Here is a 25493-nt window from a genome sequence, read left to right on the forward strand (position 1 = left end):
ATTTGCATGATATGTGAAAGCGGAAAAAACGTTCAAGTACGTTCGGCCGATTCTTTTTTGGAGCGCTGCCGCAAACGGACAAGCCTGATGATATTGAGTGTAAAAGCCTTCAGCAAAGCATAGGCAGGCACCGCGACAATCATGCCGAGAATCCCCCCGAAGCTGCCGGCGCCGATCAATAAGAGAATGATGGTCAACGGATGCGTGTTCAGGCGCTTTCCGATAATAAGCGGAGAGAGCAGATTGCCGTCCGTCTGCTGGACGACGACAACGATAATCAGCGCGATGATCGCTTTTGTCGTCGAATCGAGAAACGCGATGATCACAGCCGGGGTCGCGCCGAGAAACGGGCCGACATAGGGAATAATGTTTGTCACCGCAATAATCAGACCGAGAATAAGCGCATACTTCACTCCGGCGATCCAAAAGCCGATAAAACAAGCCGTTCCGACAAAAAGGCAGACGATCAGCTGGCCTTGAATATACGCCGCAAGCGTATCATACAGATCTTTAAAAATCTTCAGCCCTTCATTTTTGTAATTGGCCGGGAGAATTTTGACCGCCAGATTCGGAAAACGATGACCGTCTTTCAGCATGTAGAACAAGATGAACGGCACGGTCACGGCGGTTAGCGCGATATTGGTGACAAAGCCAAATACAGATGTCAGGCTTCCCGTAATATTTTCAGGAAGACTTGTCAGAAACTCTCCGATCGAGTTTTCGATTTTTGCAACCGACACGAAATCCTGATTCATCATCCAAGTGAACCATTGGGAAGTGGATAATTGCTTAATAAAAACCTGTATCTGCTTCACATATCCAGGGATGCTGCTGAATAGGTCGCTCACCTGTTTTGTAAAAATCGGCCCGACAGATGATAAAACAAAGCCGATGAAAGCCAAAAACGCCAAATAGATCAGCAAAATGGACAGCGTTCTCGGCAGCTTTTTCTCGAGAAACCGTACGATCGGGTTAAATATAAAATACAAAATGCCCGCGATTAAAATCGGGGTAAATAATGTTGACGCAAATATGATAATCGGCTGGAAAAGAAAAGTCACCTTCGTCGACACATAAATAATCAGCAGAATCAATAATATCTGCACGGTCCAAAAATGGGTTTTTGATTTAAACAAGCTTTGTTTCCTCCCGGTTTATTCATTACTCTAAAAAGTACTATTGACACCATCGTCTGTCAACTGTTTTCATCCTTCAATACGGACAAACAGGAAAAAGAGTTTCATCTAAAGGAAAGAAAGACCAAATAAAACAATGGGAAGACCGGCGGCATCTGGTCTTCTTTAAATATGCCTGCTATTTTCGAAAATTTTCTAAATTTTTTTCACCCGCTGGGAATAAAGTGCACTTCAAGAAAATATTATGAAAGCGTTTACAATAAAACATGAGGTGAACACTTTATGAAAAAAATGGCGCTGGTGCTGCTTGTTCTATTGTTTTTGTTTCCTCTCGGCTCACATGCTGGAGGCTTTAAAGGCGGAGGAGGCAATCCTGGTTACTGGTTTACAGGCGATCCTGTTGAAAAGCCCGATCCGGCAAAACCGCCGCTTGTTTTCGTCCACGGCTTAAACGGCTCGTCCGCTGCCTGGTTTGATGAAAACGACATGGCGGAACAGGCTTGGAAAAGCGGTTATGAAACGGCTTTTATCGATCTCCATCCCGATAAAGACATGGATGATAACGGGGCCCTCCTCGCTGCCAAGCTCCGCGAGATGTATGATCATTTCGGCAGGAAAGTGATTCTCATATCCTACAGCAAAGGCGGGATTGACAGCCAGTCCGCCCTGATCCGCCATGATGCTTACCGCTATGTCGAACACGTCATTACACTCGGGACTCCCCACTACGGTTCACAGCTTGCCGACCTTGCATACAGCAGCTGGGCCGGATGGCTTGCGGACATTTTAGGCCAGCAAAATGATGCGGTCTATTCTTTGCAAACCGGGTATATGAAAGCATTCCGCGAGCAGATCGACAGCCATCCCAACAGACAGAAAACCGAGTATTTTACACTCGCCGGCAATAAAATCGGCGGATTTGGGAGCGTCTTGTTTTTCGGAGGCATTTATTTAAACATGTTTGGCGCAAATGACGGGGCCGTCGTTGAAAAAAATGCCCGGCTTCCATATGCCGTCAATCTCGACACCGGCAGCTGGGATCATTTCTCCATCATTAAAGGAAGCGAGACGTTCCCTGTATTGAAGTCTTTATTGGGAACTGATGAAAACATGCAAATGAACAAGCTGACAAAAGAAAATAGGTCCTATCCTTATATAAGAGGCGGGGTGAATGAGGGCCTTACAGAAGAAGAATTTGCGGTGGAGAAAGGGGTAGAAGAAATAACCATTCACTGGCTGAGCAATCATTCCTCGGGAAATATCAAACTGACAGATCCTCATGGCAAAGCGACGAAAGATTTTTCCCTTTCCAAAACAGCAGATGTGTTTGCGGGCGGATATGCTCACTCCGCTGTCATCAAAAATCCGGCCTCTGGCAAGTGGAAAATAACGTCTTCCGTCAAACAGAAAGAAGCTTTTTTATTCGTCGTCACCTTTGACTCCCCTCTTGATCAGCAAATTGAAAAGGAATTTAAGGCACAAGGGTCAAGTCTTGCAAATGTGAAAACGGCCGTCCGCTCAATCCGTTATCAAAATGGAAAGCAAGTGGAGAAAAAAGAGCTCCGCTCCGCTTCACTCCATGCCTTGCAGCACGTTCAAAAAGCGGGGATGTATTCCGTCACGATCGATGTTTCCGGTCAAACAGCTGACCGCGTGCCGTTTAACAGAACGATCATCCGTTCCGTCTATGTAAATGACAAAGGGGAAAGGTTTGAATATAACCCTTTGTCAGATTAAACCGTTTCTTTCATGGGTAAACGCGCTTGATCCACCATCCGATCAAGCTGCTTGATTTTTTCGATCGCAAGCTTATGGTCGATTTTGCGGTAGTGGTGATTGCCGCCCGGCTCTTCATCGAGTTCATCCGCTTTTTTGACAATCTGCTGCAGCGTGTTTTTGTCCAGATCGCCTTCAGGCAAGTATGAATCGGTATGAAGGAGAATGGCCAAAGCGATCTCTTTTGCGGCTTTCGGGTCCTCGCCGAGCCGGATCAGAAGCTTGTGGGCCCGCTCAGCTCCTTTAATGGCATGAATATCATTTTGTTTGTATTTTTCATAGTCCCACTCCCCGTCCGTATACCATTCATAATGGCCGATATCGTGGAGCAATGCCGCTTTTGTCGCAAGATCGGGGTCTATTCCCGTTTTTACCGCCAGACGATATGCGTGGAAAGCACAGGCAACGGCATGGGCGACGCCTGAACGAGTCAAATATTTTTGTGCAATGGGATGGGTGAATACATCCATTAATGTTACGTTTCTCATGTAAACCCCTCCTTTATATATTTTTAGAATCCTAACATATTTTCGCGCAAATCTCAATTGATCTGGCACATCATTTTTCATCATGACCGCTTTTATCATTCACAGACAAAACACATTGTCATCGAATGATTACACCCCACACAAAGAAATGTGGGCAGCCCTTCTTAAAGAACACTAAAGCCTGAGGGCGAAAATAAAAAAACAAGCACAATATATCTCACTGTGCTTGTTTTTGCCTTTCACAAAAATTCTTTGATGTCGTACACTCTGCCGGTTTCAAACTCCGTCTCAAGCAGATCAAGAAGCATTCCGGCAACAAAGGCAGTGCTTCTCAGGCTGCCCTTTGTTTGATAGTTTTTAAACCGCTCAATCTCATGGAAGTCTTTTTTGGATGATGAGCGAATGATCTCTTGCATGCCGGTATCCATGACTCCCGGAGAAAACGAAATCATCCGCACAGGATATTCCTCATCCTCCTGTTCAAAGGCGAATGTTTCAGTGAACATATCAAGCCCGGCTTTTGAGCTGCAATAGGCGCTCCAGCCTTTGTAAGGGTTTTTGGCTGCACCGGACGAAATATTGACGATCGTTTTTTCGCCATTAAATGGAGTGAGCCACTTTGTAAACTGCTGGCTGAGGATAACCGGAGCAAGCAGATTCAGGTTATAGTGCCGGCTCAGTTCCTCCTGCCCGGCCTCGCCTGCGCGCTTGATCGGCGTCACCATGCCGGCGTTATTGACCAGTGTGATCGAAGCCAACTCGTCGATTTGCACAGAATCAGTCAATTGCTGAAACCACTTCTCTGTTTCCGCCGGATTTGTCAGATCAGCCTCATGCTGAATCAGTCTGTCATGGCAAATATCGGACTTGGTCCTGGAGACGGTGTGCACCAAATGGCCGTTTTCCAAAAAACCGTTGGCAATCGCTGCGCCGAGGCCTTTTGACGCTCCTGTGACAATGGATAAATGCATCTGAATTCCCTCCTTATCCATCATTGTACTGATTCGTCGGCAGGCTTCTCAAGTGCTTCCGCGGTTTGTCCCGGAAGAAAGGCAGCCCCTATTTCTTCTGCTGGCCGCTGACAACTCTCGGAATCAAGAAGAACAGGCCCGCAATACAGAGAAGGATCAGGACTCCATACAAGATAGGCAGGAAGATGGATTGCTTGTCTTCTGCCATGTCATCTTCCTGTTTGCCTAATGATGGCTCCGCTGAAAATGACAGATTGAGCTCTTTCAGCTTTGAGGCGACGGAATTGCTTTTATTTGTGAAGCTTCCCGATAGACCTTTCAGCTGTTCGAGGGGACCGTCTTTTTTCTTGTCCGAAAATGAGAATTCCTTCAGCTCTTCCGGTATCGGTATATCTTCTTTGTATACAGCATCGTCTTCCTGCAGGTAGTCCGTTTCGATTTTGACATCCTGCTTTTCATACTCGTTTGGCTTGACGTCGACTTCATCGGTTTCATCCGCTTTCACAAGCGGTGTGAAAAGAAAGAAGGAGAGCATGACAGCCATGATCCCCTTCTTTCCCCATCTCGCATTACGCATCAATGTCATTCTCGCTTTCCTCCGTTTTTGATTTTGCAAAATCGACAATAAACGGAACGGCCAATGCGATGATTGCGATAAGAACCAATGCTCCCATTCCGAGTGCGAACATATCGCCTGTTCCATACTGAATGGACATATATACGGTTGACACCGGATTCTCGAAGCTGAAATTCGGCATGGCCAAATCAAGCAGCGGAGCAATGTAGAACAAAATCATGAAAGCTGTTGCCGCGCCTCCGGCAATGGAGCCAAGCATGAATGCCGAACGGATGACGGCGGAGCTTGCGACAAGCAGCATGATCGTAAAGGCCGACCACATCACGGCCTGGTCATCTGCCAGAGAGTAGATGTTCAAGCCGAACAGGCTGATCATCAATCCGACAATGATATTCAGTATTCCAAACAGCGCGCCTCTGACGAGAAGCGGAGCGTTTTGGTAGTGGTGGCTGAAGTATCCGATCAACAAACTTGAGATCATGACAATGACGAGAATGACAACCGGCGGTACGTTTTGCGCTTTTGATTCAGGAACATCCCCGCTGATTTTCACAGGACTCGCCAGATGATCGTATACATATCCGTCATTTCCTCCAAAAGCATTGCCGAGGATGCTGTACACATCACCGCGGACGAGCTTTGTCGTATTGACGTTCTGACCCCAGTTTGAATTCAGGGTATCCGCTTTTTGCTGAACATCGTTTACACTTTCCGTAATATTGTTGGTGTACTCGATGACACCTGATTGCGTTTCTGACAAGGAACCAAGCATATCTGACAGCTGCAGAATGTCATTTCCAAGCGTATCCTGCATGCTGATCACCATGGAGCCGTCTGTCGCATCTCCTTCAAAGACCGCCGTTCCGGCACCCACCGGATTGCTGAGCTGTTCAGAGACGGCATTTGCTCTCTCTGAGATTGTGCTAAGCTCATTCAGCGTTTCCGTCTGCTTTTCATCAATGAATTCTCCGTAGGTTGTTACAAAATCGGACATGCCTTCTGTGTAATCTTGAATGTCCTCATTTGATAACAGCATGTTGTTTTTAAGGTTTTCCCATTTTGTATTTTCGTCTTCATTGACTCTGAGGACTGATTTCACTTCTTCTTCTTTTTGGTATAAAAGTTTATTTTTATCGGGATATCCTAATTCTAACGTTGCTTGATACTTTGAAATAGATTTAAAATACGCTAGTAAATTATTAAGGTCATTACTTTTAAGTTCAGATTTAAAAACTGCATCCAATTTGAAATATCTTTCTTTAATTAAATTAGGAGACCTTAAAATTTCATTTTCAGTTTCAATAATTTTAGAATAGATTTCTTCACTTTGTTTCTCTTCAATACCTTTAATATCTTGAACCAATTCATCTATCTTCGTGTTTAATTTTTCGACCTTTTTCTCAACATCTTCGTTATGATCATTTTCTTTTGTCTCAATATCAGTCTTGACTTTACTAACATTGGCAGAAATATCGTTTAACTGCTGTTTTAATTCTTCTAGATTATTTTTATTCTGATCAGACGGTGATTCTTCACCAGATGTCGGATTTTCACCAGTTGTATCGTCCCCGTTTCGACTGTCTGGCTCCTGTTCACTATTTTCAGTATCAGATGACGTATTCCCTTCCGTTTGTCCGTTATTGTCAGAAGCCGTTGCATCTTCCTGATTTAATTGATCCCCGACATTACTTGTAGAAGTGCCAGTAGGTTGTAATTGATCCTCGCTTCCAGAAGATGGTTCATCACCCGATTGCGCTTGATCCTCGCTTCCAGAAGACGGTTCGTTACCCGGTTGCGTTTGATCCTCACTTCCTGACGACGGTTCGTCGCCCGGTTGCGTTTGATCCTCACTTCCTGACGACGGTTCGTCGCCTGGTGTACCATTATCAGGACCTTGGGTATCTTCATCCTCAGAGACATCAATACCATCAGACAGTTTTGAAAGTTCCTTAGAAATCTCATCTAACTTTGTCATCTCTTCACTAAGATCAATGTCTTCGATGTCTACTGGTTCTTCTTTATTATCGGAATCTTCACCTGGGTCGTTTGACAATTGGGCACGTGTAGAAATAATTGAATCCTCAATTTGATCCAAGGCATATTCTCTAGTGTTAAATTGATAAGTATTAACCAGATCATTCTGTATCGTATTTATTCCATCAAGTTGCTGTTGTGGCACTAAATCATAACGGTATTTCGCCAAATTCTCAAGCGAACTTCCAGCAAGGCTAAACTGGTTTTGTAAACCATTGAGCGACATTGCCATACCGTTCATTTGTTCGCTGAAGCGGCTTTGGGCGCTGGCTTGCTTTTCTTTGATGGATGTCAGGCCGTCTTGAATTTGTTCTTCACTGTCCGCCTGGGCTGATTGAAGCAGCTCTGACTGCTTTTCCTGGTACTCTTTATACTGATTGACATTGTCAACAAAGCTGTCCAGCTGCTTTTTCGTTTCTTCAACGCTTGCGTTGCGTTCTTTTGATGTGCCGTGTGTTTCATTGATCGACTCCTTGAGGCTTTCGATCATCTCTTTTTGTCTGTTCACCTCGCCCGCTAAGTCATTGGAGCTCGGCTTATAAAAGTTGTACATGGCGTTTTGGAATTCCGACTCTTTGTTGACGATGCTGTCGAATTCTTTTCTGACCTTTTTGACCTCCTGTTTGACAAGCCCCCAATACAGAGTCGTCATTTTCTTGCTCACCGTTTTTTGGGCGTCCTGAAGCTCACGCTGGACTTTTTCCTTGTTGACGGCGTCAAGCTGGCCCTGAATTTTAAATTCCAACTCCGCTTTTTGCGGACGTTTATGATTATAGCTTAAAATGTTTTGCGAAAAATCGGACGGGATGTAGACAATCGCATCGTATTGCTTTTCCGCAAGTCCGCTTTCGGCGGCGCTTCGGCTGACGACCGTCCATTTGTAGTCCGGACGTTCAGCCAAAAACGCCGATATTTGGTTTCCAAATAACGTATCTTCATCAACGGTTCCGTCCTCTTTCAAGACGCCGGTATCCTCATTGACAACGGCGATTTCCCTTGTCGCGCTCGAAACCTTTTTCGTCGGATTCTCGCCGATGAAATGAAAGAATAAGACGGGCAGAAGGATGATGATGACCATCGCGCTGATGATTTTCAGAGTGCTTTTTTGTTGTTCCGTCATGTCGTTTTCTTCCTTTCTACAGAACATAAAGGAATTTGAATTTTTCTTTCCCTGCCGTTTTCAACGATATAGCCGAAGCCCGGCTGAATTTCCGGCTCCTGCCGTTCATACGGAAGCTGGATCAAGTTTTGCTCGGACTTTTTCATCAGCAGGACGGCATGTCTGACTTGCTTGACTTCGCTTGTCAATGCATCATATCCTTTTGTAAATTCATTGTGGTTTCCGGCAGGTATAAAGTGGAAACCTAAATGGGCATAAGACTTCATGAACATCGCCATCTTATCTTGGATCGATGCGTCAATCGTCTGCTGGAACCGCGAAATTCCGTCGACGATAAAGACCATCGGCGAAAAGTCAAGGTTTGCGATTTCCCCTTGTCTGACAGCCTCCACATACATGGCTTCCCTCGTCCGGCAGATTTCTTCTGTTTCGGACAGCCATAGAAGAATGTCATCCTTTGTTTCAAGGTAGCTGATCTGATCCTCTGTCGCGTATTGAGATAAGCCGCGGTCGATGGAGTCAAACACAGCGATCTTTTTCGTATCATGATCAAGCAGATGCTCAAGCATGATTTTGATGACATTTGTTTTTCCGCGCTGGGTCTGCCCCATGATAAGGCAATGTTTATTTTTCTCAAGGTTAAAGTAAACAGGTTCGACAGACTCTTCATCAAGCCCCATCGGAATCAGTCCTCTTTCAGGCTGAAGCGGATAGTCCCTCATCAACTGCGTCACGGAAAGCTCCAGCGGCAGCATCGGCACCGGCGCAGGCTTTCTCATGTCCTTGAAGCGCTCGGCAATGTCCTGAATATCGGCTTTGATGTTTTCAAACAGTTCGATATCGCTGTTTGCTTCAACAGGCAAAAACATTTGCGCAAAGTATTGGTTTTCTTTGTTTAAGATGACACGCCCCGGAATCGGTTCAAGGCTGTATTCCGGCCTTCCGATAATGGAATAGGCTTCGGACTGGTCCATCAAATAATGAACGACCCTTGTTTTCAGATTGTTCAACAGCGACTGTCTGATCGCGTTGACCCTCGTCGCCGTCAGGATCAAATAGATCCCCAATGACTGGCCGTCGCGGGCGAACTGAATAAATTCAGCTTCGAGATCGTGCATTTCATCTTTGATGATGTCGAAGTTGTCAACCGTGATGAAAATGAACGGAAGCTTCTCTTCGTTCAGCGCATTGTACATCTTAATATGGCTGATTTCTTTGGCGCGGAACAGATTTTTCCGATGCTCGATTTCCTCTTTGATGCGGACCATGAATTTTTCGATTTTTCTTGTCTGATCCATCAGGAAATAATCGGCCGTATGCGGAAGTCTCGCAAGCGGCAGAAGCGTTCCGTTTCCAAAGTCAAAAATGTAGTTGTGCAGTTCTTCTGGCGTGTATTCAGCCGCAAAGCTCATCAGGAAGGTGATCGCACTCAGCGATTTTCCGTAGCCGGATGATCCGACGATGGCGATATTGCCGTCGTCCATCATGCGGTAGCTGATCGGCTCCTGACTTTGCTTTTCCGGTTCATCGATAAAGGCGAAGTTGAATGTATCGGCCTCCTCCGACGGATAAAGCGCTTTGGGAATACGTTCCTCAAGCGGCGGCAGCCAAGGACTCGGGAGCTTTTCGACTCCCATTTCCTCCTGAATGCGCTCAATTTGTTCCACAACAGCGGAAATTTCCGTCTGAACCTCTTTTTTCGAGGCATGGTCTGCGTCTACATCTGATAAAGGAATTAATCCGGTATCGGTGACGATTGCCACCTCATCTTCCGTTCCGTAGGCGTCCTCGGCATAAGGCGCTCCGCTCCAGGCAGACTGGAACAGCTCATATACCTCATTGTTGCCGACCTGCAAATACCCCCGGCCGGTTACCGTGATCGTGGCCGCATCCCCGTTTTTGAGGATCTCTTTACTGTCATTGGCGTCCTGCACCTTTAAAGCCACTTTAAATCTCGAGTTGCTCCAGATCTGGTCATCGATGATGCCGCCCGGTTTTTGCGTCGCCAAGATCAAATGCACGCCGAGGCTTCGGCCGATCCTTGCCGCACTGACGAGCTCGCGGATAAATTCCGGCTCTTCGCTTTTTAATTCGGCAAACTCATCCGATATTAAGAATAAGTGAGGCATTGCCGTTTTCGCTTTTTTCTGCTTGTAAAGCTTTGTGTAATCATTGATATGATTGACGCTGTACTGATCAAAAAGGCGCTGCCTTTTCTTCAGCTCGCTTTTAATTGATGCCAATGCCCGCGTACTGAAGTTTTTGCTGCCTTCAATGTTCGTGATCGTTCCGAGCAGGTGGGGAATGTTCCGGAACGGCTGCGCCATTCCGCCCCCTTTATAGTCGATCAAAAGAAAAGCGACTTCATGCGGATGGAAGTGAACAGCCAAAGACAAAATATACGTTTGCAAAAATTCACTTTTTCCCGATCCGGTCGTCCCCGCAAGCAATCCGTGGGGACCGTGTGCTTTTTCGTGCAGGTTTAAATACACGATGTCATCTTTTCCTTTATAGCCGATCGGCACAGCCAACGATTTGGCCGATTCGCTTGTCAGCCACTTTTGTCCGATACCGATGTCATCGACTTCTTTCGCATGGAACAGCTCAAGGAACGAAACCGTATCAGGAATTGAATTGGTCATTCCAAGCTGGTGGTCAAGCGTCCTTAATGTACGTGAAAAGATCTCATTGTCTTCCCTTGTATGCTGATCCAATTGAAACGGGATCTGCACGGCTTTCTTTTGCTTGATCAGAATGTCGCCTTCCTGTTCGGTAATATAACGAACGAGGGTATGGATGTTTTCGGACAGGCTTTCTTTCGTCTCTGCCGCAACGATTGTCGACACTCCGAGGTTTTTCTGCTTCCCTTCCAAATATTCAAGTATGACGTGTTCAGCGATCAGCTGCTGGTTTGTGATAATAAAGACAAAATGCGGTCTGAACCGGGTCTTGTCTTTGTTTTCATCCAAATCGCGTTCTCTTAACAGCTCGTAGACGCTTGAAAGAAGTTGATCCCTCGTCTGTTCGTTGTAAATAAATCCTCGCGCATATGTATGCGGCATCTGAAAATGCGGAAGCCACTTCATCCATTCCCATTCTTTATACTCGGCTTCGTCAAAAATAAAGACAAAGCGTAAATCATGATAGCTGTGGAAGAAAGCGAGCTGTCCGACGAGCTGATGGATCTCGTTTTTGACGACAGCTTCTTTTCCGACAACCCCCATCGGTCCTTCGGCGAGATTGACGGTAATCGGCGCGTTTTTTAGTTCTCTGTAAACCTCTTCCATCTTTTGCGTCTGTTCGAGCAGATGGTCTGTATCACGGTTTGCCAAATCTCCGCCATTCAGGTTGATTTGATAGGAAGAGGCAACCGTTCCCGTGCCAAGGCGGATTTGCAGGAAATCTGCGCTTTCAATTGTTTTTTCCCAAATTCGGCCGCTGATTTCCTTTGTTAAATATTTCATCCGTTCAAAGGCAGGAAAATGGAACTCCAGGACGAATTTTTGTTTTTCCGCCAGTTCATGCAATTCCTTCTTTTTATTCTCAAGGTAAAGCGTATAGACGCGCTCCCTTTTTTCTTCGCGTTTTTTGCGCTGGCTTTTATCACGGAAGTATTGCACAGTTGATGTAATCAGCGTCATCATAAACATCGCCAGGGAAACGACGATAAAGATGCCCCGCGGCTGAATGATCGCCACGATTCCCATCACAAGCAGCATGACAAGCGGAGGCAATATCATCAGCCATAAGCCTCTGTTGTTCTCATCGCTTTCCTGCGCCGGAAAGCTGAAGGATATTTTCTCATCCGGCAGGTCGTAAATCATCCTCGGCGGCCTGCGGTAATGCGGATATTTATTTTTCGTTTCAGAGGTAGGCCTGAGCATTTTTTCCAGGTTTGTAGCAAACTCCTCTTGTCCATGAATTTCCAAAAGGTCGTTTTCAATGATGCGGAACGCATTCAGGCCGTATAAAATTTCATCCCCATTTTGCACCAGGGCAGGAGCGGTTATTTTTTCCCCGTTCATATAGACGAGCGCACCATTCGGGATCACATGCCACTTGCCTTCAAGGCGGATAAATAAGAAGGTGCCGCGGTCTCCGAAAGGCGAATCCGCTTCGGTAAAAGAGACATCCGCCTCCTCATTGCAGGAGGAAACAGCGATTTCTTTTCTCTCTCCTAAATAATAGGCAGGGGCGTCTTCGGATTCTTCCGTTAAAAAGAGCGTCAGCTCCCCGGCGCCGTCTTTTAGGACCGTTTTATCACCAAGCGCCAAAGAAGAGGCCGGCTCATCCTTGCGATAGACGCTGTACAGATCGGAGTCCTTTTGTTTTTCCAATGTCACCGGACCTTTTTCAAACGGAAAACGGCTGATGGTGACGGAATGCTTGACATCCGGTCCGATTGTCAGCGTGCGGCTGCTGTGATCATCCAGTTTTATTTTTTGATAATTTTCATGGTAAAAAATCCATAACAGACTCATTTTTCCGCCTCCTGCCAACAACAGGTTATCTTCACTTTATTTATCATCTTTTTTCTTTTGCTCTTCCTTTTCTTTATTTTCTTTTTTCTCCTGCTCCTTTTCAGTCTTTTCCGCTTTTTCTTGTTCAGTCTTTGCAGCCTCTATATCAGCCTGTTTTTGCTCAGTCGTTACCTGCTGGTTTTCTTCAGTATTTTTCTGCGCGTTTTTTTCCTTTTCCAATGTCTCATACAATTCGTCATATTCCTTTTGCAGCGGATCCAGCTGTTTCTGCCTCTCTTCGCTTGACAATTGGTTATCCGCCTTGATCTCAATGATATATTTCGAGATTGCAAATATGATTTGGAAGTTGTTTTCCAGCTTACGAGCCGTCTCTAACGCCTCTTTATTTTCCCCGCGTCCGATCTGAATCCAGTAGAGGAAGTTATTCGGATCGACCTGCAGCGTAAGGCTGTTCAGGGCATCTTCCTGCCAGTCTAATTCCTTCAGCGCGTTTTCAACAATCATATAGGAATATGCGAGCTGATATTGAACGGAATCCGGCATCTCATCAGGTTTGTATTTATCAAGCGTGCTGATGACTTTGCTGTACTGTTTATTTAAAAAGTAGCGGTTGCTTTCGACAAACGCCTCCTGTTTTGGCTGAGCGAAGAATAAAGAATAGAAGGAAAACAATAAAGCCGGTACTAAACATAAAATAAGGCCCAATCCTATGTATCTTTGCGTCTTCCACTTCTTCTTCGGAAGGTGGACAAGCGTTTTTTCTTCGGCGTCAAGCTCATCAAGCCGTCTTTGAATGACAGCTTTTAAATCGCCGTATGTCCCGCTTGAGACGATGTTTTTCACTTCGTCTGAAAACTTGATGGTTTCGCTGTATTTTAAATACTCTTCAAAGGTGAATTCGCCGTCAACGGCAAGCGCCGCTGCTGCCTTCACTTCATTAAAAAGTCTTTCTTCATCGTGTTCGTATGGCGGAATGCTTTCTTTCACTCCATAATGTAAAAATTTCGGGGTCAACCCTTTGTCAAAGACAATGTTTTCCGGCGTCGCAATGAGATGCAGCCTTTTGACCGAATGCTCTTCAACAGCTTTGACGAGCTGGTAGGCGAAAAGCCATTTGCTTTTTTTATTTTTGGATTTCAAGTAGCGAAATTCTTTATATTCAGCAGGAGGCTGAATCGAAATTTGGACTTCATCATCGGTCATGACGGTTTCTTTTTTAAAGGAAGGATCGACTTCTTTGATGACGTTTGCTTCCAAGCCGTTGACAAGGTTGATCTTTTCTCGTTGAAAACGAAAAATGTAAGCATCGTCTTCCTTCGTCATGACGGCTTCCAGTTGATTTTCCAGATACGTTTTCTTTTTTTCTGCCATTCATCCAGATCCTTTCATAATATTTCAAGACGGTCTCCAGTCGTTATACCGCACTGTGACAGTGTGTATTCGCCTGAAAAAACGGCATCCTTATTTGTCACCCTGATCCAGCAGCCTTCGCGGGGAGGGACAGATATGCTCTTGGCCTGCCAAGCGATGTCGACCACCTTTTTGACAGAATGGTAATCTGACAGTCTGAGATCAAAAGCGCCGCCGTCATAATGTTTTAAATCGATGGTAATGTCAACATACACCAGTTCATCACCTCTCAATAGAAAAAGCGCCGTCATCTTCTTTTGAATTAGGCGCTTCTCTCTTTCTTCTAATCTGTAAATTAGCCGCGAATTTGGCTAGCGATGTCTTGGTCAGTGCTTTCAAGAGTGTTAGCAGTCTGATGAAGCTGTTTAGAAACGTCGCTTAGAAGTTCAGCCATTTTCACAAAAGAAGGTCTCAGCTCTTGATATTGCTCTGCGAACGCGCGGCTTGATTCACCTTCCCACATATCTTGAAGCTGGTTGATCATTTGATCAAGACGCTGGTTGACCTGTTCAGTAACGTCTCCGCTTTCTTTTTGATATCTGTCAGCCATTTGCCGCAGTTCAGCCGGCGTAACACGAATGATTCCTGACATATTCCTTATACCTCCTGCGCTATTCGCCCTAGATATGGGCTAAATAACTTATTTTTTTGAACGCTTTTATTATAAAAACAAGATTGAGGCACAGTCAAACAAATCTGTTGTTATTTTACAAAATGAGTCTAAAGGTTTATCATTCCTCTATTTCCATCCAGCAAAAATTCTAGAAATCTAGTAAAAAAATCTCAATTTTCATCAAATATTCAATTTGAATCAAAATCGATGGTTCTATTTGACTATGTGCAAGCTTTTTAAAGTCCATAGTGAAAAGGATGGATTGCATTATAATGAAGAAAAACGCCGAGAAGGCGCTCAGACCAAAAAAGCCTGTCTCCTTATCTTGGAGACAGGCTTTTTCGCCTCACCCGGCTTTTAGTTTCGCCGGCTTTTGCCGGTTGTAATGATTTAAAAAGAAATCGTCGGTTTCCGCGCGAATGACCTTCCATAATAAAACAAGAGCCACCAGGTTGGGAATCATCATCAACGCGTTCGCCATGTCGGCAAAAGCCCATACCGTATTCAGGCTTGCCACAGCACCGTAAAACGTGATGAATACGTAAGCAACACGGTAAATCGGCACCCATTTTAAGCCGACAAGATATTCAAGACATTTTTCTCCATATACATACCAGCCGACAATTGTTGAATAGCCGAAAAAGATCACCGAAAACGTAACAATGTACTTCCCTGTTAACCCTAAAGAAGAGGCGAACGCCGCATTCGTGAGCGCCCCCGCGTCAAGGGATGTATCATGGGCAACTCCGGAAATCAACCCGCCTGAAGGATCCCAGAACCCTGTAATGATGAGGACAAGCCCTGTCATTGTGCAAACGATCAATGTCACAATAAACGTTCCCGTCATCGCCACCAGCGCCGATTTAACAGGATGATCGGTTTTGGCATTCCCGGCGATGAGAGCCGCTGTTCCTAAACCGGCTTCGTTTGAAAAGATCCCCTTGGACATTCCGTTTCTGATCGCTTCGGACACGACCACTCCTGTGAAGCCTCCGGCCGCAGACACCGGGTTGAAAGCATGATAGAAAATCAGCTGAAACGCCGGAATGATTTGATCATAATGCAGGAAAATGATAATCAATGAACCGCCGATATAAAGAATCGCCATCACCGGCACAAAAATGCTTGCAACCGTGCTGACGCGCTGAAAGCCGCCGAAAATAATCGCCGCTGTCAGCACTGCGAGCACAAGGCCGATAATCCAATCTTGGATGCCGAATGTATGTGTGACGACCTCAGCAATCGTATTGGACTGGACAGAGTCGCCGATTCCAAAAGAAGCGAGCACGCCCGACAGCGCAAACAAGACGGCGAGCGGCTTCCACTTCTTTCCGAGACCTTTTTCAACATAGTACATCGGTCCTCCGGAATACTCGCCGCGTTCATTTTTGACACGGTATTTCATTGCCAGCAAAGCTTCACTGTATTTGGTAGCCATACCCAAAAGGCCGACGAGCCACATCCAGAACAAAGCCCCCGGGCCCCCTACCGTAATCGCCGTGGCCACCCCGGCGATATTGCCGTTTCCAATCGTCCCGGCCAGCGTCGTCATCAGCGCTTTGAAGTTGCTGACATCGCCGTCTGCACCCGCAGACTCTTTTTCTTTTCCGAAAGCGAGCTTGAAAGCATATATCAATCGTTTAAATTGAAGCCCCCTCAGGATCACCGTCAAAAAAATTCCGGTCCCTACAAGCAGAACGATGCCCGGGACTCCCCATAAAATGCTGTTAATTTTCTCTAATACCAACACCGCTGTCTACTCCTCTTATTCCAAAATAATTAAATTTGTTGTAATAGCTGTCACCATTCATGAAATATAATGAATCGCGATTAACTTTTTTGTTGATTTTCACAAACAACTATATTCATAATAAAAGTAAGATGGGTATATGTCAAAATTTTTTCATGCAAACATAAAAGTAGGGGTTTTTTATGAACAATCGAGTGAATCCTTTTAAATACCAATACGACCGTTTGGAAGATGTGGCGGATCATATCAGCGAGGTGCTGAACTGCCCGATTACGATAGAGGATGTCAACCACCGCCTCCTTGCTTACAGCACGCACAGCGACTATACCGATCCGGCGAGAACATCGACGATCATCGGCCGGCGCGTTCCGGAAAAGGTGATCAACAAGCTCTGGAAAGACGGAACGATTCCAGCTTTGATGAAAACAGACGAACCGATCAGGGTGGAGCAAATCGATGAAGTCGGTCTGAGCAGCCGCGTGGCGATCTCAATCTGGAAAAACAGCGAAGTCATCGGTTTCATTTGGGCTCTCGAAAGCCAAAAAACACTGTCGGAAGACGAGCTTCACCTCTTAAGGCTTGCCGCCGATTCCGTGAAGAATAAGCTTTTGCCATACCAGGTCCGCAAACGAAAGAATGAACAGCGCAGCCAGGAATTTTTCTGGAAGCTGCTCACAGGGCATATTTCAGAGGAACAGGAAATTGCCGACGGCTTTCATCAGCTCGGCATCAGGGTGCCGTCTTCCTACTCTGTCTTCATCATCCGCCTGAAAAACGAAATTGAGGAAAAAACCGAAAAACAGCTCAATTATTTATTGGAGACGACACAGCAGGTGCAAATTTCGCTGGCCACGATCGACTATAATGAGCTGATCATCCTCGCCGCTCCGAAAACAGGGGAAAACGGACAGCCTTTTAACGATTTAAAACAGTTTGCCGGAAGTATTCAAAAGCAGCTTAGTGAGCGGTACAAGCTGAACGACTGCACGATTTCGATCGGAGGAATGTACGGGTCGATCACCCGTGTGCACCAATCCTATCAGGAAGCGCTCTCCGTCTTAAAAGTAAAGGAGCGGTTTGCGGACGAAACAAAGCATCTCGTCAGCTTTTCAGAGCTCGGCATTTATCAATACCTCGATGTGCTTGCCGAAAAAAGAAAACACGCGAACTATCCAAATTATTCGCTCATGCAGCTTGAGGCTTATGATCAAGAACACCACTCCAATCTCGTCGAGACCCTTGAGCAGTTTATCGAGTGTGACAGCAATGTCAACACCGCTGCCAAAAAGCTGAACATTCATGTCAATACATTAAACTACAGGCTGAAGCGGATCGGCAAAATCGCGGAAATCGATTTAAAAAACATTAATGAAAAGTTTACGATTTACCTTGAAATCAAGCTTCGCAACATGCATTTGTGAGATTCCACAAATGCATGTTTTTTTATTTTCTTATTCGAACAAAGAAAATTCTAAATTGTCAGTATAAACTAAAAGAACAGTAACCATAGAAGGAGGAGCGACGCGATGATGATCGGGGTTCCGAAAGAAATCAAAAACAATGAAAACAGGGTGGCGCTGACTCCCGGTGGAGCAGCGCAGCTGATTGCCGCCGGCCACCGCGTCATCCTGGAAACAGATGCAGGTGCGGGAAGCGGATTCGAAAATGAGGATTATGTGTCAGCAGGTGCGGAGATCGCCGAAGAGGCAAAAACGGTTTGGAATACTGCGGAGATGGTGATGAAAGTAAAAGAGCCTTTGCCTGAAGAGTATCCCTATTTTCGCGAAGGGCTGATCTTGTTCACCTATCTCCATTTGGCTGCGGAGCCTTCTTTGGCTGAAGCTCTAAAACAAAGCGGTGTCATCGCCATCGCTTATGAAACGGTAAGTGACGGCCGTTCCCTTCCTTTGCTGACGCCGATGTCGGAAGTCGCCGGACGGATGGCCGCCCAGATCGGTGCGCAATTCCTTGAAAAGCCGAAAGGCGGAAAAGGCATATTATTAGCCGGCGTTCCCGGTGTGGCTCGCGGAAAAGTGACGATTATCGGAGGAGGCGTCGTCGGCACAAATGCGGCGAAAATCGCGGCGGGTCTTGGCGCCGATGTGACAATGATCGATTTGAACGCAGATCGGCTCCGCCAGCTTGACGATCAGTTCGGCCATCAAATCAAAACGCTGATGTCAAACCCGGTCAATATTGCCGATGCTGTCGCTGAAGCCGATCTTCTCATTTGTGCGGTGCTGATTCCCGGCGCAAAGGCTCCGACATTGGTGACGGAAGAAATGGTCAAACAGATGAAGCCCGGCTCCGTTATCGTGGATGTCGCCATTGATCAAGGCGGAATTGTCGAGACGGTTGACCACATCACGACCCATGACAATCCGACATATGAAAAGCACGGCATTGTCCATTACGCCGTCGCCAACATGCCCGGCGCCGTCCCGCGGACATCCACAGTGGCGCTGACAAATGTAACGGTTCCATACGCCCTTGAGATCGCAAACAAGGGCGCGGAAAAAGCGGTTCTTGAAAATCCAGCCTTAAAGGCCGGCGTCAATGTGGCAAGCGGACATATCACATATGAAGCGGTGGCAAAAGCTTTAAATGACAGCTATGTACCGCCGGAATTGGCGCTTGAAAGTTCGTCGTCAGCGGCTGGGGCGTGACATGTTCAAAAGACAGAGGCTTACTCGCAGGCCTCTGTCTTTTTTTAATCAAAGCTGTATCTTTCTTCTTTCCAAGGGTCTCCCCTCATATGGTAACCATTTTTCTCCCAAAATCCCGGGTGGTTTTCCTTTGTAAACTGGATGCCCCTCAGCCATTTGGCGCTTTTCCAAAAATAAAGGTGCGGCATGATCGCCCTCAGCGGAAAACCGTGCTCAGGAGTAAGCGGAGCGCCGTTATGGGAGTGGACCAGCAAAGAGGAATCCAGCAAAAAATCCTTCAGCGGCACATTGGTCGTCCAGCCTTCCTCAGCGTGCAAGATCACATATCGGGCTTCCTCAAGCGGCTTTGCGATTTTGGCTATCTCCTGTGTCTTGATTCCCTTCCAGACATTATCGAGTTTTGACCATCCCGTCACACAGTGGATGTCGTTTGACACTTCGCTTTCCGGGAGCTCGCACAGTTCCTCAAAGGATAATAAGAGCGGCTGTTCAACCAATCCGTAGATTTGCAGATTCCATTTTGACAAATCTCCATAATCGGGAACATCGCCTGTGTGAAGGACGGGAAACGTCGTGGTGACATTCTGGTTCGGGGGCACTCTGTCAGATGGCTTGTGCTGTTTTGCTTTTCCAAAAAACATGTGGCAAGCACCTCTCTTTTGTTAACTAGTATAGAGATAAGGTTGACAAACTCTTTCATCATCTTTTACGATAGGAGGAGAATGAAGGAGGAAGAACAACATGACAAAACAAAAGCTTCGTGCCAGTGACATGGCGCTTGCTGGAATGTTTGCCGCTCTGATGGGAATCGGCGCCAACATCACTTCGTTTGCTCCCTTCCTGCAAATCGGCGGAATTCCGCTGACGATGCAGCCGTTTTTCTGCCTGCTGGCGGGCCTTCTGCTCGGCCGCAGACTGGGGGCGTTATCCATGATTGTTTATGCGTTGGTTGGCTTTATCGGCGCGCCTGTTTTCGCCTCGTTTTCCGGGGGAATATCCGCTCTTTTCAAGGGCAGCGGCGGTTTTATTTTATCCTACATCCCCGCGGCATATGCCGCAGGCTGGATCACAGACAGAAAATCTGAGCCGAAAGCAGCCGATTTTTTCACCGCTTCAGTCATCGGTACATTGATCATCTACCTAATCGGCGTCAACTATATGTATTTCGCTTTTAAAACTTGGCTGAACACACCGATCACCTATTCTTACGCCTGGGTCATGATGACCTGGTTTTTCATCAAGGATCTGGCCTTCTCCGTTCTGTTGGCCGCCCTCGCCTCAAAAGTTTACAAAGCGGTTCAGAAAGCCGCCGGCTTCAAAAGAAATCCCACTTTTTAAAAAAAGAGAACCTTTGCGGGTTCTCTTTTCATTTTAACAAATATCCAAAATTAAAGGACGATAGCCGCGATCCAGCCAAACAGGATCAGCGGGATGTTATAAAAGATGAACGTCGGCACACAAGTATCCCAAATGTGATGGTGCTGTCCATCGGCATTTAAGCCTGATGTCGGTCCTAACGTACTGTCGCTCGCAGGCGAGCCGGCATCTCCCAAAGCTGCCGCCGTTCCGATAATGGCGATCGTCGCCAGCGGGCTGAAGCCGAGCTGTGAGCAGAGCGGGACGAATATCGTGGCAATGATCGGGATCGTCGCAAATGATGAGCCGATTCCCATTGTAATCAACAGCCCGACGATCAGCATCAATAGCGCGCCGACAACCTGGTTATTGCTGATCAAACCGGTGGATGCTTCAACAAGGGATTTGACATGGCCCGTTTTCTCAAGCACATTGGCAAAACCTGCAGCGGCAAGCATGACAAAGCCGATAAACGCCATCATGTTCATCCCGTTTGTGATCAATTCGTCGGCTTCGCCTCGTTTCATGGCGCCGCTTAAGAATAAGACCGCCAATCCGCTGAGCGCGCCGAAGATCATCCCGTCAACATCAAGGCTTTGTGACAAATACAGCTGCACGCTTAATGAAACGGCGATGGCCAGCACTGCGATAGAGAGGCTTTTTTTCGTATAAGCCGCAGGTTTTTGACCGGCGATTTCCTTCATTTCATATGTGCGCGGTTTCCGGTATACGAAAGCGGCGATTGCTAGCCCCACAACCATTCCACCAACCGGAATGATCATCGCCAGCGGAATATCCGAAAGAGAAACGGAGAGTCCCGCGTCTTTCATATTATCTTTCAAAATCCCCTGGAAAATCTGGCCGAAACCGACCGGAAGCAAAATATACGGAGCCGTTAATCCGAAAGTCATCGCACACGCAATGATCCGGCGGTCAACTTGAAGCTCATTTAAAATTTTGAGCAGCGGCGGGATTAACACCGGGATAAATGCGATATGAACGGGAACGACATTTTGCGACATACAGGAAATGATTAAAATCACAAGAACGATCAACACTTTTGACAGTGTTTTGCGCCGCGTGTCCCCTTCTTTGCCGATCAGCTTTACAGCCGCTTCAACCATGGCATCCGGGAGGCCCGTTTTCGTCAAAGCGACCGCAAATGCGCCGAGAAGCGCATAGCTGACGGCTACCGTCGCATTTCCTCCAAGCCCTTCGGTAAAGTCGCTGACCGTCTGACCGAGGCCGAGCCCGCCAGTCAGACCGCCGGCAAGGGCGCCCGCAATCAAGGCAATGACAACATTGACCCGCAGCAGGCTTAATATCAGCATAACAATAACTGCAATCACAACTGCATTCATATTTAAACCTCCGAAAAAATACTTTAGTTTGCTAATGTAGTAGATAATTAAAGTAATGAACGTATATTACCACATCTTTTGCGATTGCGTCAATGAAGCTTTGAAAATGTGAAAATTCACCAATAAAAAAATCCCCTGGTGAAGGGGATTCTAAAAGATCATACATCTCCTGTAAACCGCTCAACAAACGTGACAAGCGTTCTCACCATCACACCTGTCCCGCCTTTTGGCCCGAAGCATGTATGCTGATTTGTCGTTGCCGTTCCGGCTATATCAAGATGCACCCATGGCGTCTGCTCTGCGAATTCACCGAGAAAAGTCCCGGCCATTATGGCGTGGCCTTCTCTGCCGGGCGAATTGTTTAAGTCGGCCATTTGGCTGTTTTTCACTCTCTTTTTGTCCTTTTCTGTTATCGGAAGCTGCCAGATCGCTTCTCCCGCTTCATCAGCGGCTTCCCGCACCCGGTCATAAAGCGGCGCGTGATTCGTCATGGCCCCCGTTGTTTCCGTGCCGAGAGCGACGATGACGCCGCCTGTCAGTGTCGCGACATCGATCAATACGTTTGCTCCATGGTGTTTCGCATAAGTCAGACCGTCGGCCAGGGCAAGCCGTCCTTCAGCATCCGTATTCAAAATTTCAATCGTCTTGCCGCTTAAGGAAACGATGACATCGTCGGGCTTCATGGCGCTTCCGGAAATCATATTGTCCGTGGACGGGATGACAGCGAGAACATTTTGCTCGGGACGAAGTTCGCCGATCGCTTCCATCGCCCCTAAAACGCTTGCGGCTCCTCCCATATCCGATTTCATCCCGACAATGCCGTCCTTCGTTTTAAGAGAATAGCCACCTGTATCAAACGTGATTCCCTTGCCGACCAAACCGATCACATCATCCCATGTTTCTTTTCCTTGATATTTAAGCACGATCATTTTCGGCGGTTCTTCAGACCCTTGGTTGACCGCCAAGAGCCCGCCCATGCCGAGTTCTTCCATTTCCTCTTTCTCAAGGATTTCGCATTCGAATTCGTATTTAGCCGCCAGTTCAGCCGCATAGGAAGCGAGATCGGCCGCGGTCAGCATATTGCCCGGCATATTGACGAGCGTTCTGGCTGAATTCGTGGCATGTCCATACACTTGGCCGACATGAAGGCTTGCCTGAACCTCCTTCAGGTCATGATCAGTTAATACGAAAACGTTTTGCAGGTGGTGCTCGGGTTCGTTCGGTCTGTGCTTGTAATCCTGCACCTCATATGTTGAGAGCATGCAGGACTCCGCCAGTGCATGGGCGGCATCGTTTGCATCGATTTGATCAGATACAAAGCTGTCTAGCAAAACGGTTATGTCCTGCTTTTTGTCTTTGTGAATCATTTGAACCGCTTCTGCAAAGCACCGCTTTGCATCCTCGAACGAGAAGTCCGCTTCCCGGCCCAATCCGACGACATACAGCCGTTTAACTCCCGTAAGCGAGGGGGTAAATATTTTAGAAACTTGCGCTTTTTTGGAGGATACATCACCGTCTTTTAACAGCTGCAAAAGCTGGCCGTTCAACAGGCGGTCGATTTCTTCCGCTTTTCCGTACAGGCTGCTTTTTTTAAACAATCCGATCAGCAGCGTTTCTTTTTTTTCAAAGTCTTTAAAGGCATAAAACATCTGTCCACAGCTCCTTACCAGCAGAGTGAGTAAAATTGAAGCAACAATGTTATAATAGGAAAAACATTTTTTCCTTATGAGGTTTCATATGATATATTTTAGCAAATAACCGCATACTTTTCTGAATTCATCTCTATTTTCTTTTAGAAAGGATGTTCTGAAAATGGAAATCCTCAATAACTTTCCTTTACTGGCGAGCTTCGCTGCCATCTTTTTTGCTCAGTTCATCAAAGTGCCCATTTATTTTGTCGTCTCAAAAAAATGGGATTGGCGGCTGTTGACCAGCACGGGGGGGATGCCGAGCTCTCATTCAGCGGCCGTTACGGCCCTGTCAACGGGTGTGGCTCTTGACCATGGGATGGATTCGTCTTTATTTGCCGTCTCTTCGATATTTGCGGTCATTACGATGTTTGATGCGACCGGAGTCAGAAGGCACGCCGGAGAACAGGCGACGGTCATCAACCGGCTCGTCCGCGACTTCAACCGCTTTGTCAGTGAGGCAAAGGATTTTCCAAAAGTGCATCAGGAGGAAAAGCAAAAAAAGTTAAAAGAGCTGTTGGGCCATCAGCCGATCGAGGTCTTTTTCGGAGGATTGACCGGCATCGCTTTAACGCTGATTCTGCACTATTTATTCATGTAAAATAAAAAACGTTTAAGCCCGTTTTTCGGACTTAAACGTTTTTTTGCTTATTCTTTCGCCATTTTATATTTTTGCCTGAATACCTGCATCGATTTGTTTTCATTCAGCTTCATGAGATCCTCTTCGGTCACGGAGCCGTCCCCTTTTTTAATGACATAGACATCAAGGGTTTTCTTTCCCCATTCATTATAGACATCTTCAACCGTTTCATAATACAGGTCCAGCCTGTTCCCTTTAATCGCCGATCCCGTATCAGCGACCACGCCGTAGCCGTAGTCGGGAATGAACAAAATCGTTCCGATCGGAAACACGTTCGGGTCCGCTGCAACGGTCGAATATAAATCTCTTTTCACTTTGACTCCTGAATATGTAAGCCCGTACTCAGGATCGTGAGGCTGTTTTCCAGTCGATTCAACCCCTGCGGTATAGCCTGTTGCCGTGACTTTTTGTTTCGGATATTTACTCCAGTCAAATGCGTCTTCAAGTTTTTTCGGTTTGTTTTTAATTTGCTTGGCGGCAGACAAAGACGTCTTTTCCGCCCTTTCTTTCGGAAGTGATTTAAAGGTTAGCCCCAATTGTTTAAGGGACAGGTCCCGTTCTTTTGCCCAGTTTGATAAATCCTCTGCTTCGACGCCTGATACGGCAAAGAAAGTCGTCATGAAAGCCAGGACGAACAATATCGTCATCAAAAAGCGCCTGCACATTGTTATCACTTTTCTCAAATCTTCCCACTCCTCTCACCATCTAGTTGTTTCCAAGAGTGGGCGGAAATATTCAGATGGCGAGATAATTTCAAGAAAGTTGGGAAAATTCACACCAAAAAACCCTCTTCAGCAAAAAGAAGAAGGTTAAAACATTTGGTATCCTCTTTTTCGCAAAGCTTTGATCGTGACTCCTGACAAAAGGGCCCCGGCCATCCCGCTTGCTAAAATAATAATGTCCGCCGCAGCCAATGAAGCCACCCTGTCAAAAAGTCCGGAAAACGCCTCTCCGGGCGTCTCCACATAGCGAATTAATTTTTCCTTATTGACAATGAAAAGGCATACAATCGGATAAATGACAGCCATGATCCACGACATCCTGAGCAGCATGTTCAGCAAAAAACCGATTCCGAAAAACAAGACGAAAAACAAGACAACTGATATGATGACAACTGGTAAACTGATCAAAGCCTTCCACCCCCAAGTAACCTCTTTTAGTGTACATTGGAGAAGGAGCTTGAGTCAATCATTGGAAAGTCTTGATTCAGCGGTCTTTTCCGGTCCCCTGGCAGTGGCTGCACGTTTCCGAACCGCCGAGCAGAAGCTGAAAATAACCTTTGCCTGAACAAAATGTGCAGGTTTCTGAGCGCTGCTTAGTTGAAGAAGTCTTCATCACACACACACCTTTTTCTTAATTTTCAGATAATAATATCATGAAGATTGTCAATGAGAAAGTCAGAAAATATAACGGAATATTTCATGTA

21 protein-coding genes are annotated in these 25493 nt (G+C 46.4%); 5 read left to right on the forward strand and 16 right to left on the reverse strand.

Annotated elements, in window-relative coordinates; genetic code table 11:
* Positions 1–32: 32 nt before the first annotated feature.
* Positions 33–1136 carry an AI-2E family transporter gene (locus ACINLD_RS20050; protein WP_026588592.1) on the reverse strand — a complete coding sequence of 368 codons (1104 nt, stop codon included), beginning with the start codon at positions 1134–1136 and terminating at the stop codon, positions 33–35.
* A 282-nt stretch (positions 1137–1418) separates the two neighbouring features.
* On the opposite strand from ACINLD_RS20050, the gene ACINLD_RS20055 reads away from it, so the two are divergent.
* Entirely contained in the window at positions 1419–2873 is a 1455-nt protein-coding gene (locus ACINLD_RS20055) for an esterase/lipase family protein (protein ID WP_077735489.1), read from the forward strand.
* Here ACINLD_RS20055 and ACINLD_RS20060 read toward each other — a convergent pair.
* From ACINLD_RS20060 to ACINLD_RS20100, 9 genes are all read right to left on the reverse strand, one after another.
* Positions 2870–3400 carry an HD domain-containing protein gene (locus tag ACINLD_RS20060; protein WP_026588594.1) on the reverse strand — a complete coding sequence of 177 codons (531 nt, stop codon included), beginning with the start codon at positions 3398–3400 and terminating at the stop codon, positions 2870–2872. The genes ACINLD_RS20055 and ACINLD_RS20060 overlap by 4 nt on opposite strands.
* A 239-nt stretch (positions 3401–3639) precedes the next feature.
* Positions 3640–4371 (reverse strand): (S)-benzoin forming benzil reductase, encoded by a 732-nt coding sequence (locus tag ACINLD_RS20065; RefSeq protein ID WP_409444202.1) that lies wholly within the window; start codon positions 4369–4371, stop codon positions 3640–3642.
* An 88-nt stretch (positions 4372–4459) separates the two neighbouring features.
* Complete coding sequence (gene essA, locus ACINLD_RS20070) at positions 4460–4957, reverse strand: type VII secretion protein EssA (RefSeq protein WP_277691575.1); 498 nt, start codon at positions 4955–4957, stop codon at positions 4460–4462.
* The gene (esaA, locus tag ACINLD_RS20075) at positions 4941–8102 is read right to left on the reverse strand and encodes a type VII secretion protein EsaA (protein ID WP_409444204.1); all 3162 of its coding nucleotides are present in this window, start codon (positions 8100–8102) and stop codon (positions 4941–4943) included. The genes essA and esaA overlap by 17 nt, the downstream gene beginning before the upstream one ends.
* Entirely contained in the window at positions 8099–12583 is a 4485-nt protein-coding gene (gene essC, locus ACINLD_RS20080) for a type VII secretion protein EssC (RefSeq protein ID WP_409444206.1), read from the reverse strand. The genes esaA and essC overlap by 4 nt, the downstream gene beginning before the upstream one ends.
* A 36-nt stretch (positions 12584–12619) precedes the next feature.
* On the reverse strand, positions 12620–13954 hold the full coding sequence (essB, locus tag ACINLD_RS20085; RefSeq protein ID WP_026588599.1) for a type VII secretion protein EssB: 1335 nt from the start codon (positions 13952–13954) through the stop codon (positions 12620–12622).
* A gap of 14 nt (positions 13955–13968) precedes the next feature.
* Positions 13969–14208: an EsaB/YukD family protein gene (locus tag ACINLD_RS20090; protein ID WP_026588600.1), complete on the reverse strand. Its 240-nt coding sequence runs from the start codon at positions 14206–14208 to the stop codon at positions 13969–13971.
* Between the two features lie 80 nt (positions 14209–14288).
* A complete protein-coding gene (locus ACINLD_RS20095) occupies positions 14289–14585 on the reverse strand; it encodes a WXG100 family type VII secretion target (protein WP_026588601.1) in 297 nt (98 codons plus the stop codon).
* A gap of 367 nt (positions 14586–14952) precedes the next feature.
* Positions 14953–16356: an alanine/glycine:cation symporter family protein gene (locus tag ACINLD_RS20100; protein WP_077735493.1), complete on the reverse strand. Its 1404-nt coding sequence runs from the start codon at positions 16354–16356 to the stop codon at positions 14953–14955.
* A 182-nt stretch (positions 16357–16538) separates the two neighbouring features.
* Between ACINLD_RS20100 and ACINLD_RS20105 the strand changes: the two genes are divergently transcribed.
* Together ACINLD_RS20105 and ald are read left to right on the forward strand one after the other, a co-directional pair.
* Positions 16539–17777, forward strand: coding sequence for a PucR family transcriptional regulator (locus tag ACINLD_RS20105; RefSeq protein ID WP_077735494.1), 1239 nt, complete (start codon positions 16539–16541; stop codon positions 17775–17777).
* A gap of 105 nt (positions 17778–17882) precedes the next feature.
* Positions 17883–19022 (forward strand): alanine dehydrogenase, encoded by a 1140-nt coding sequence (gene ald, locus ACINLD_RS20110; RefSeq protein WP_026588604.1) that lies wholly within the window; start codon positions 17883–17885, stop codon positions 19020–19022.
* 44 nt (positions 19023–19066) lie between these two features.
* Here the strand turns inward: ald and ACINLD_RS20115 are convergent, their stop codons facing one another.
* Positions 19067–19663, reverse strand: coding sequence for a sulfite oxidase-like oxidoreductase (locus tag ACINLD_RS20115; RefSeq protein ID WP_409444208.1), 597 nt, complete (start codon positions 19661–19663; stop codon positions 19067–19069).
* Between the two features lie 100 nt (positions 19664–19763).
* Here ACINLD_RS20115 and ACINLD_RS20120 point away from each other — a divergent pair, with 100 nt between their 5' ends.
* On the forward strand, positions 19764–20360 hold the full coding sequence (locus ACINLD_RS20120; RefSeq protein ID WP_026588606.1) for a biotin transporter BioY: 597 nt from the start codon (positions 19764–19766) through the stop codon (positions 20358–20360).
* A 50-nt stretch (positions 20361–20410) separates the two neighbouring features.
* Here ACINLD_RS20120 and ACINLD_RS20125 read toward each other — a convergent pair whose 3' ends face one another.
* Positions 20411–21739 carry a Na+/H+ antiporter family protein gene (locus ACINLD_RS20125; protein WP_409444210.1) on the reverse strand — a complete coding sequence of 443 codons (1329 nt, stop codon included), beginning with the start codon at positions 21737–21739 and terminating at the stop codon, positions 20411–20413.
* Positions 21740–21897: 158 nt separating this feature from the next.
* Positions 21898–23388 carry a leucyl aminopeptidase gene (locus ACINLD_RS20130; RefSeq protein ID WP_409444212.1) on the reverse strand — a complete coding sequence of 497 codons (1491 nt, stop codon included), beginning with the start codon at positions 23386–23388 and terminating at the stop codon, positions 21898–21900.
* 163 nt (positions 23389–23551) lie between these two features.
* Between ACINLD_RS20130 and ACINLD_RS20135 the strand changes: the two genes are divergently transcribed.
* A complete protein-coding gene (locus tag ACINLD_RS20135; RefSeq protein WP_026588609.1) occupies positions 23552–24028 on the forward strand; it encodes a divergent PAP2 family protein in 477 nt (158 codons plus the stop codon).
* Positions 24029–24075: 47 nt separating this feature from the next.
* Here ACINLD_RS20135 and ACINLD_RS20140 read toward each other — a convergent pair whose 3' ends face one another.
* From ACINLD_RS20140 to ACINLD_RS20150, 3 genes are all read right to left on the reverse strand, one after another.
* Positions 24076–24741, reverse strand: coding sequence for a 3D domain-containing protein (locus ACINLD_RS20140; protein WP_026588610.1), 666 nt, complete (start codon positions 24739–24741; stop codon positions 24076–24078).
* 135 nt (positions 24742–24876) lie between these two features.
* Complete coding sequence (locus ACINLD_RS20145; RefSeq protein WP_026588611.1) at positions 24877–25197, reverse strand: YuiB family protein; 321 nt, start codon at positions 25195–25197, stop codon at positions 24877–24879.
* A 76-nt stretch (positions 25198–25273) separates the two neighbouring features.
* Positions 25274–25402, reverse strand: coding sequence for a YuiA family protein (locus ACINLD_RS20150; protein ID WP_035428456.1), 129 nt, complete (start codon positions 25400–25402; stop codon positions 25274–25276).
* Positions 25403–25493 lie beyond the last annotated feature (91 nt).

The organism is Bacillus sp. z60-11 (assembly GCF_046464135.1).
In the GTDB taxonomy this organism is placed as follows: domain Bacteria; phylum Bacillota; class Bacilli; order Bacillales; family Bacillaceae; genus Bacillus; species Bacillus sonorensis_A.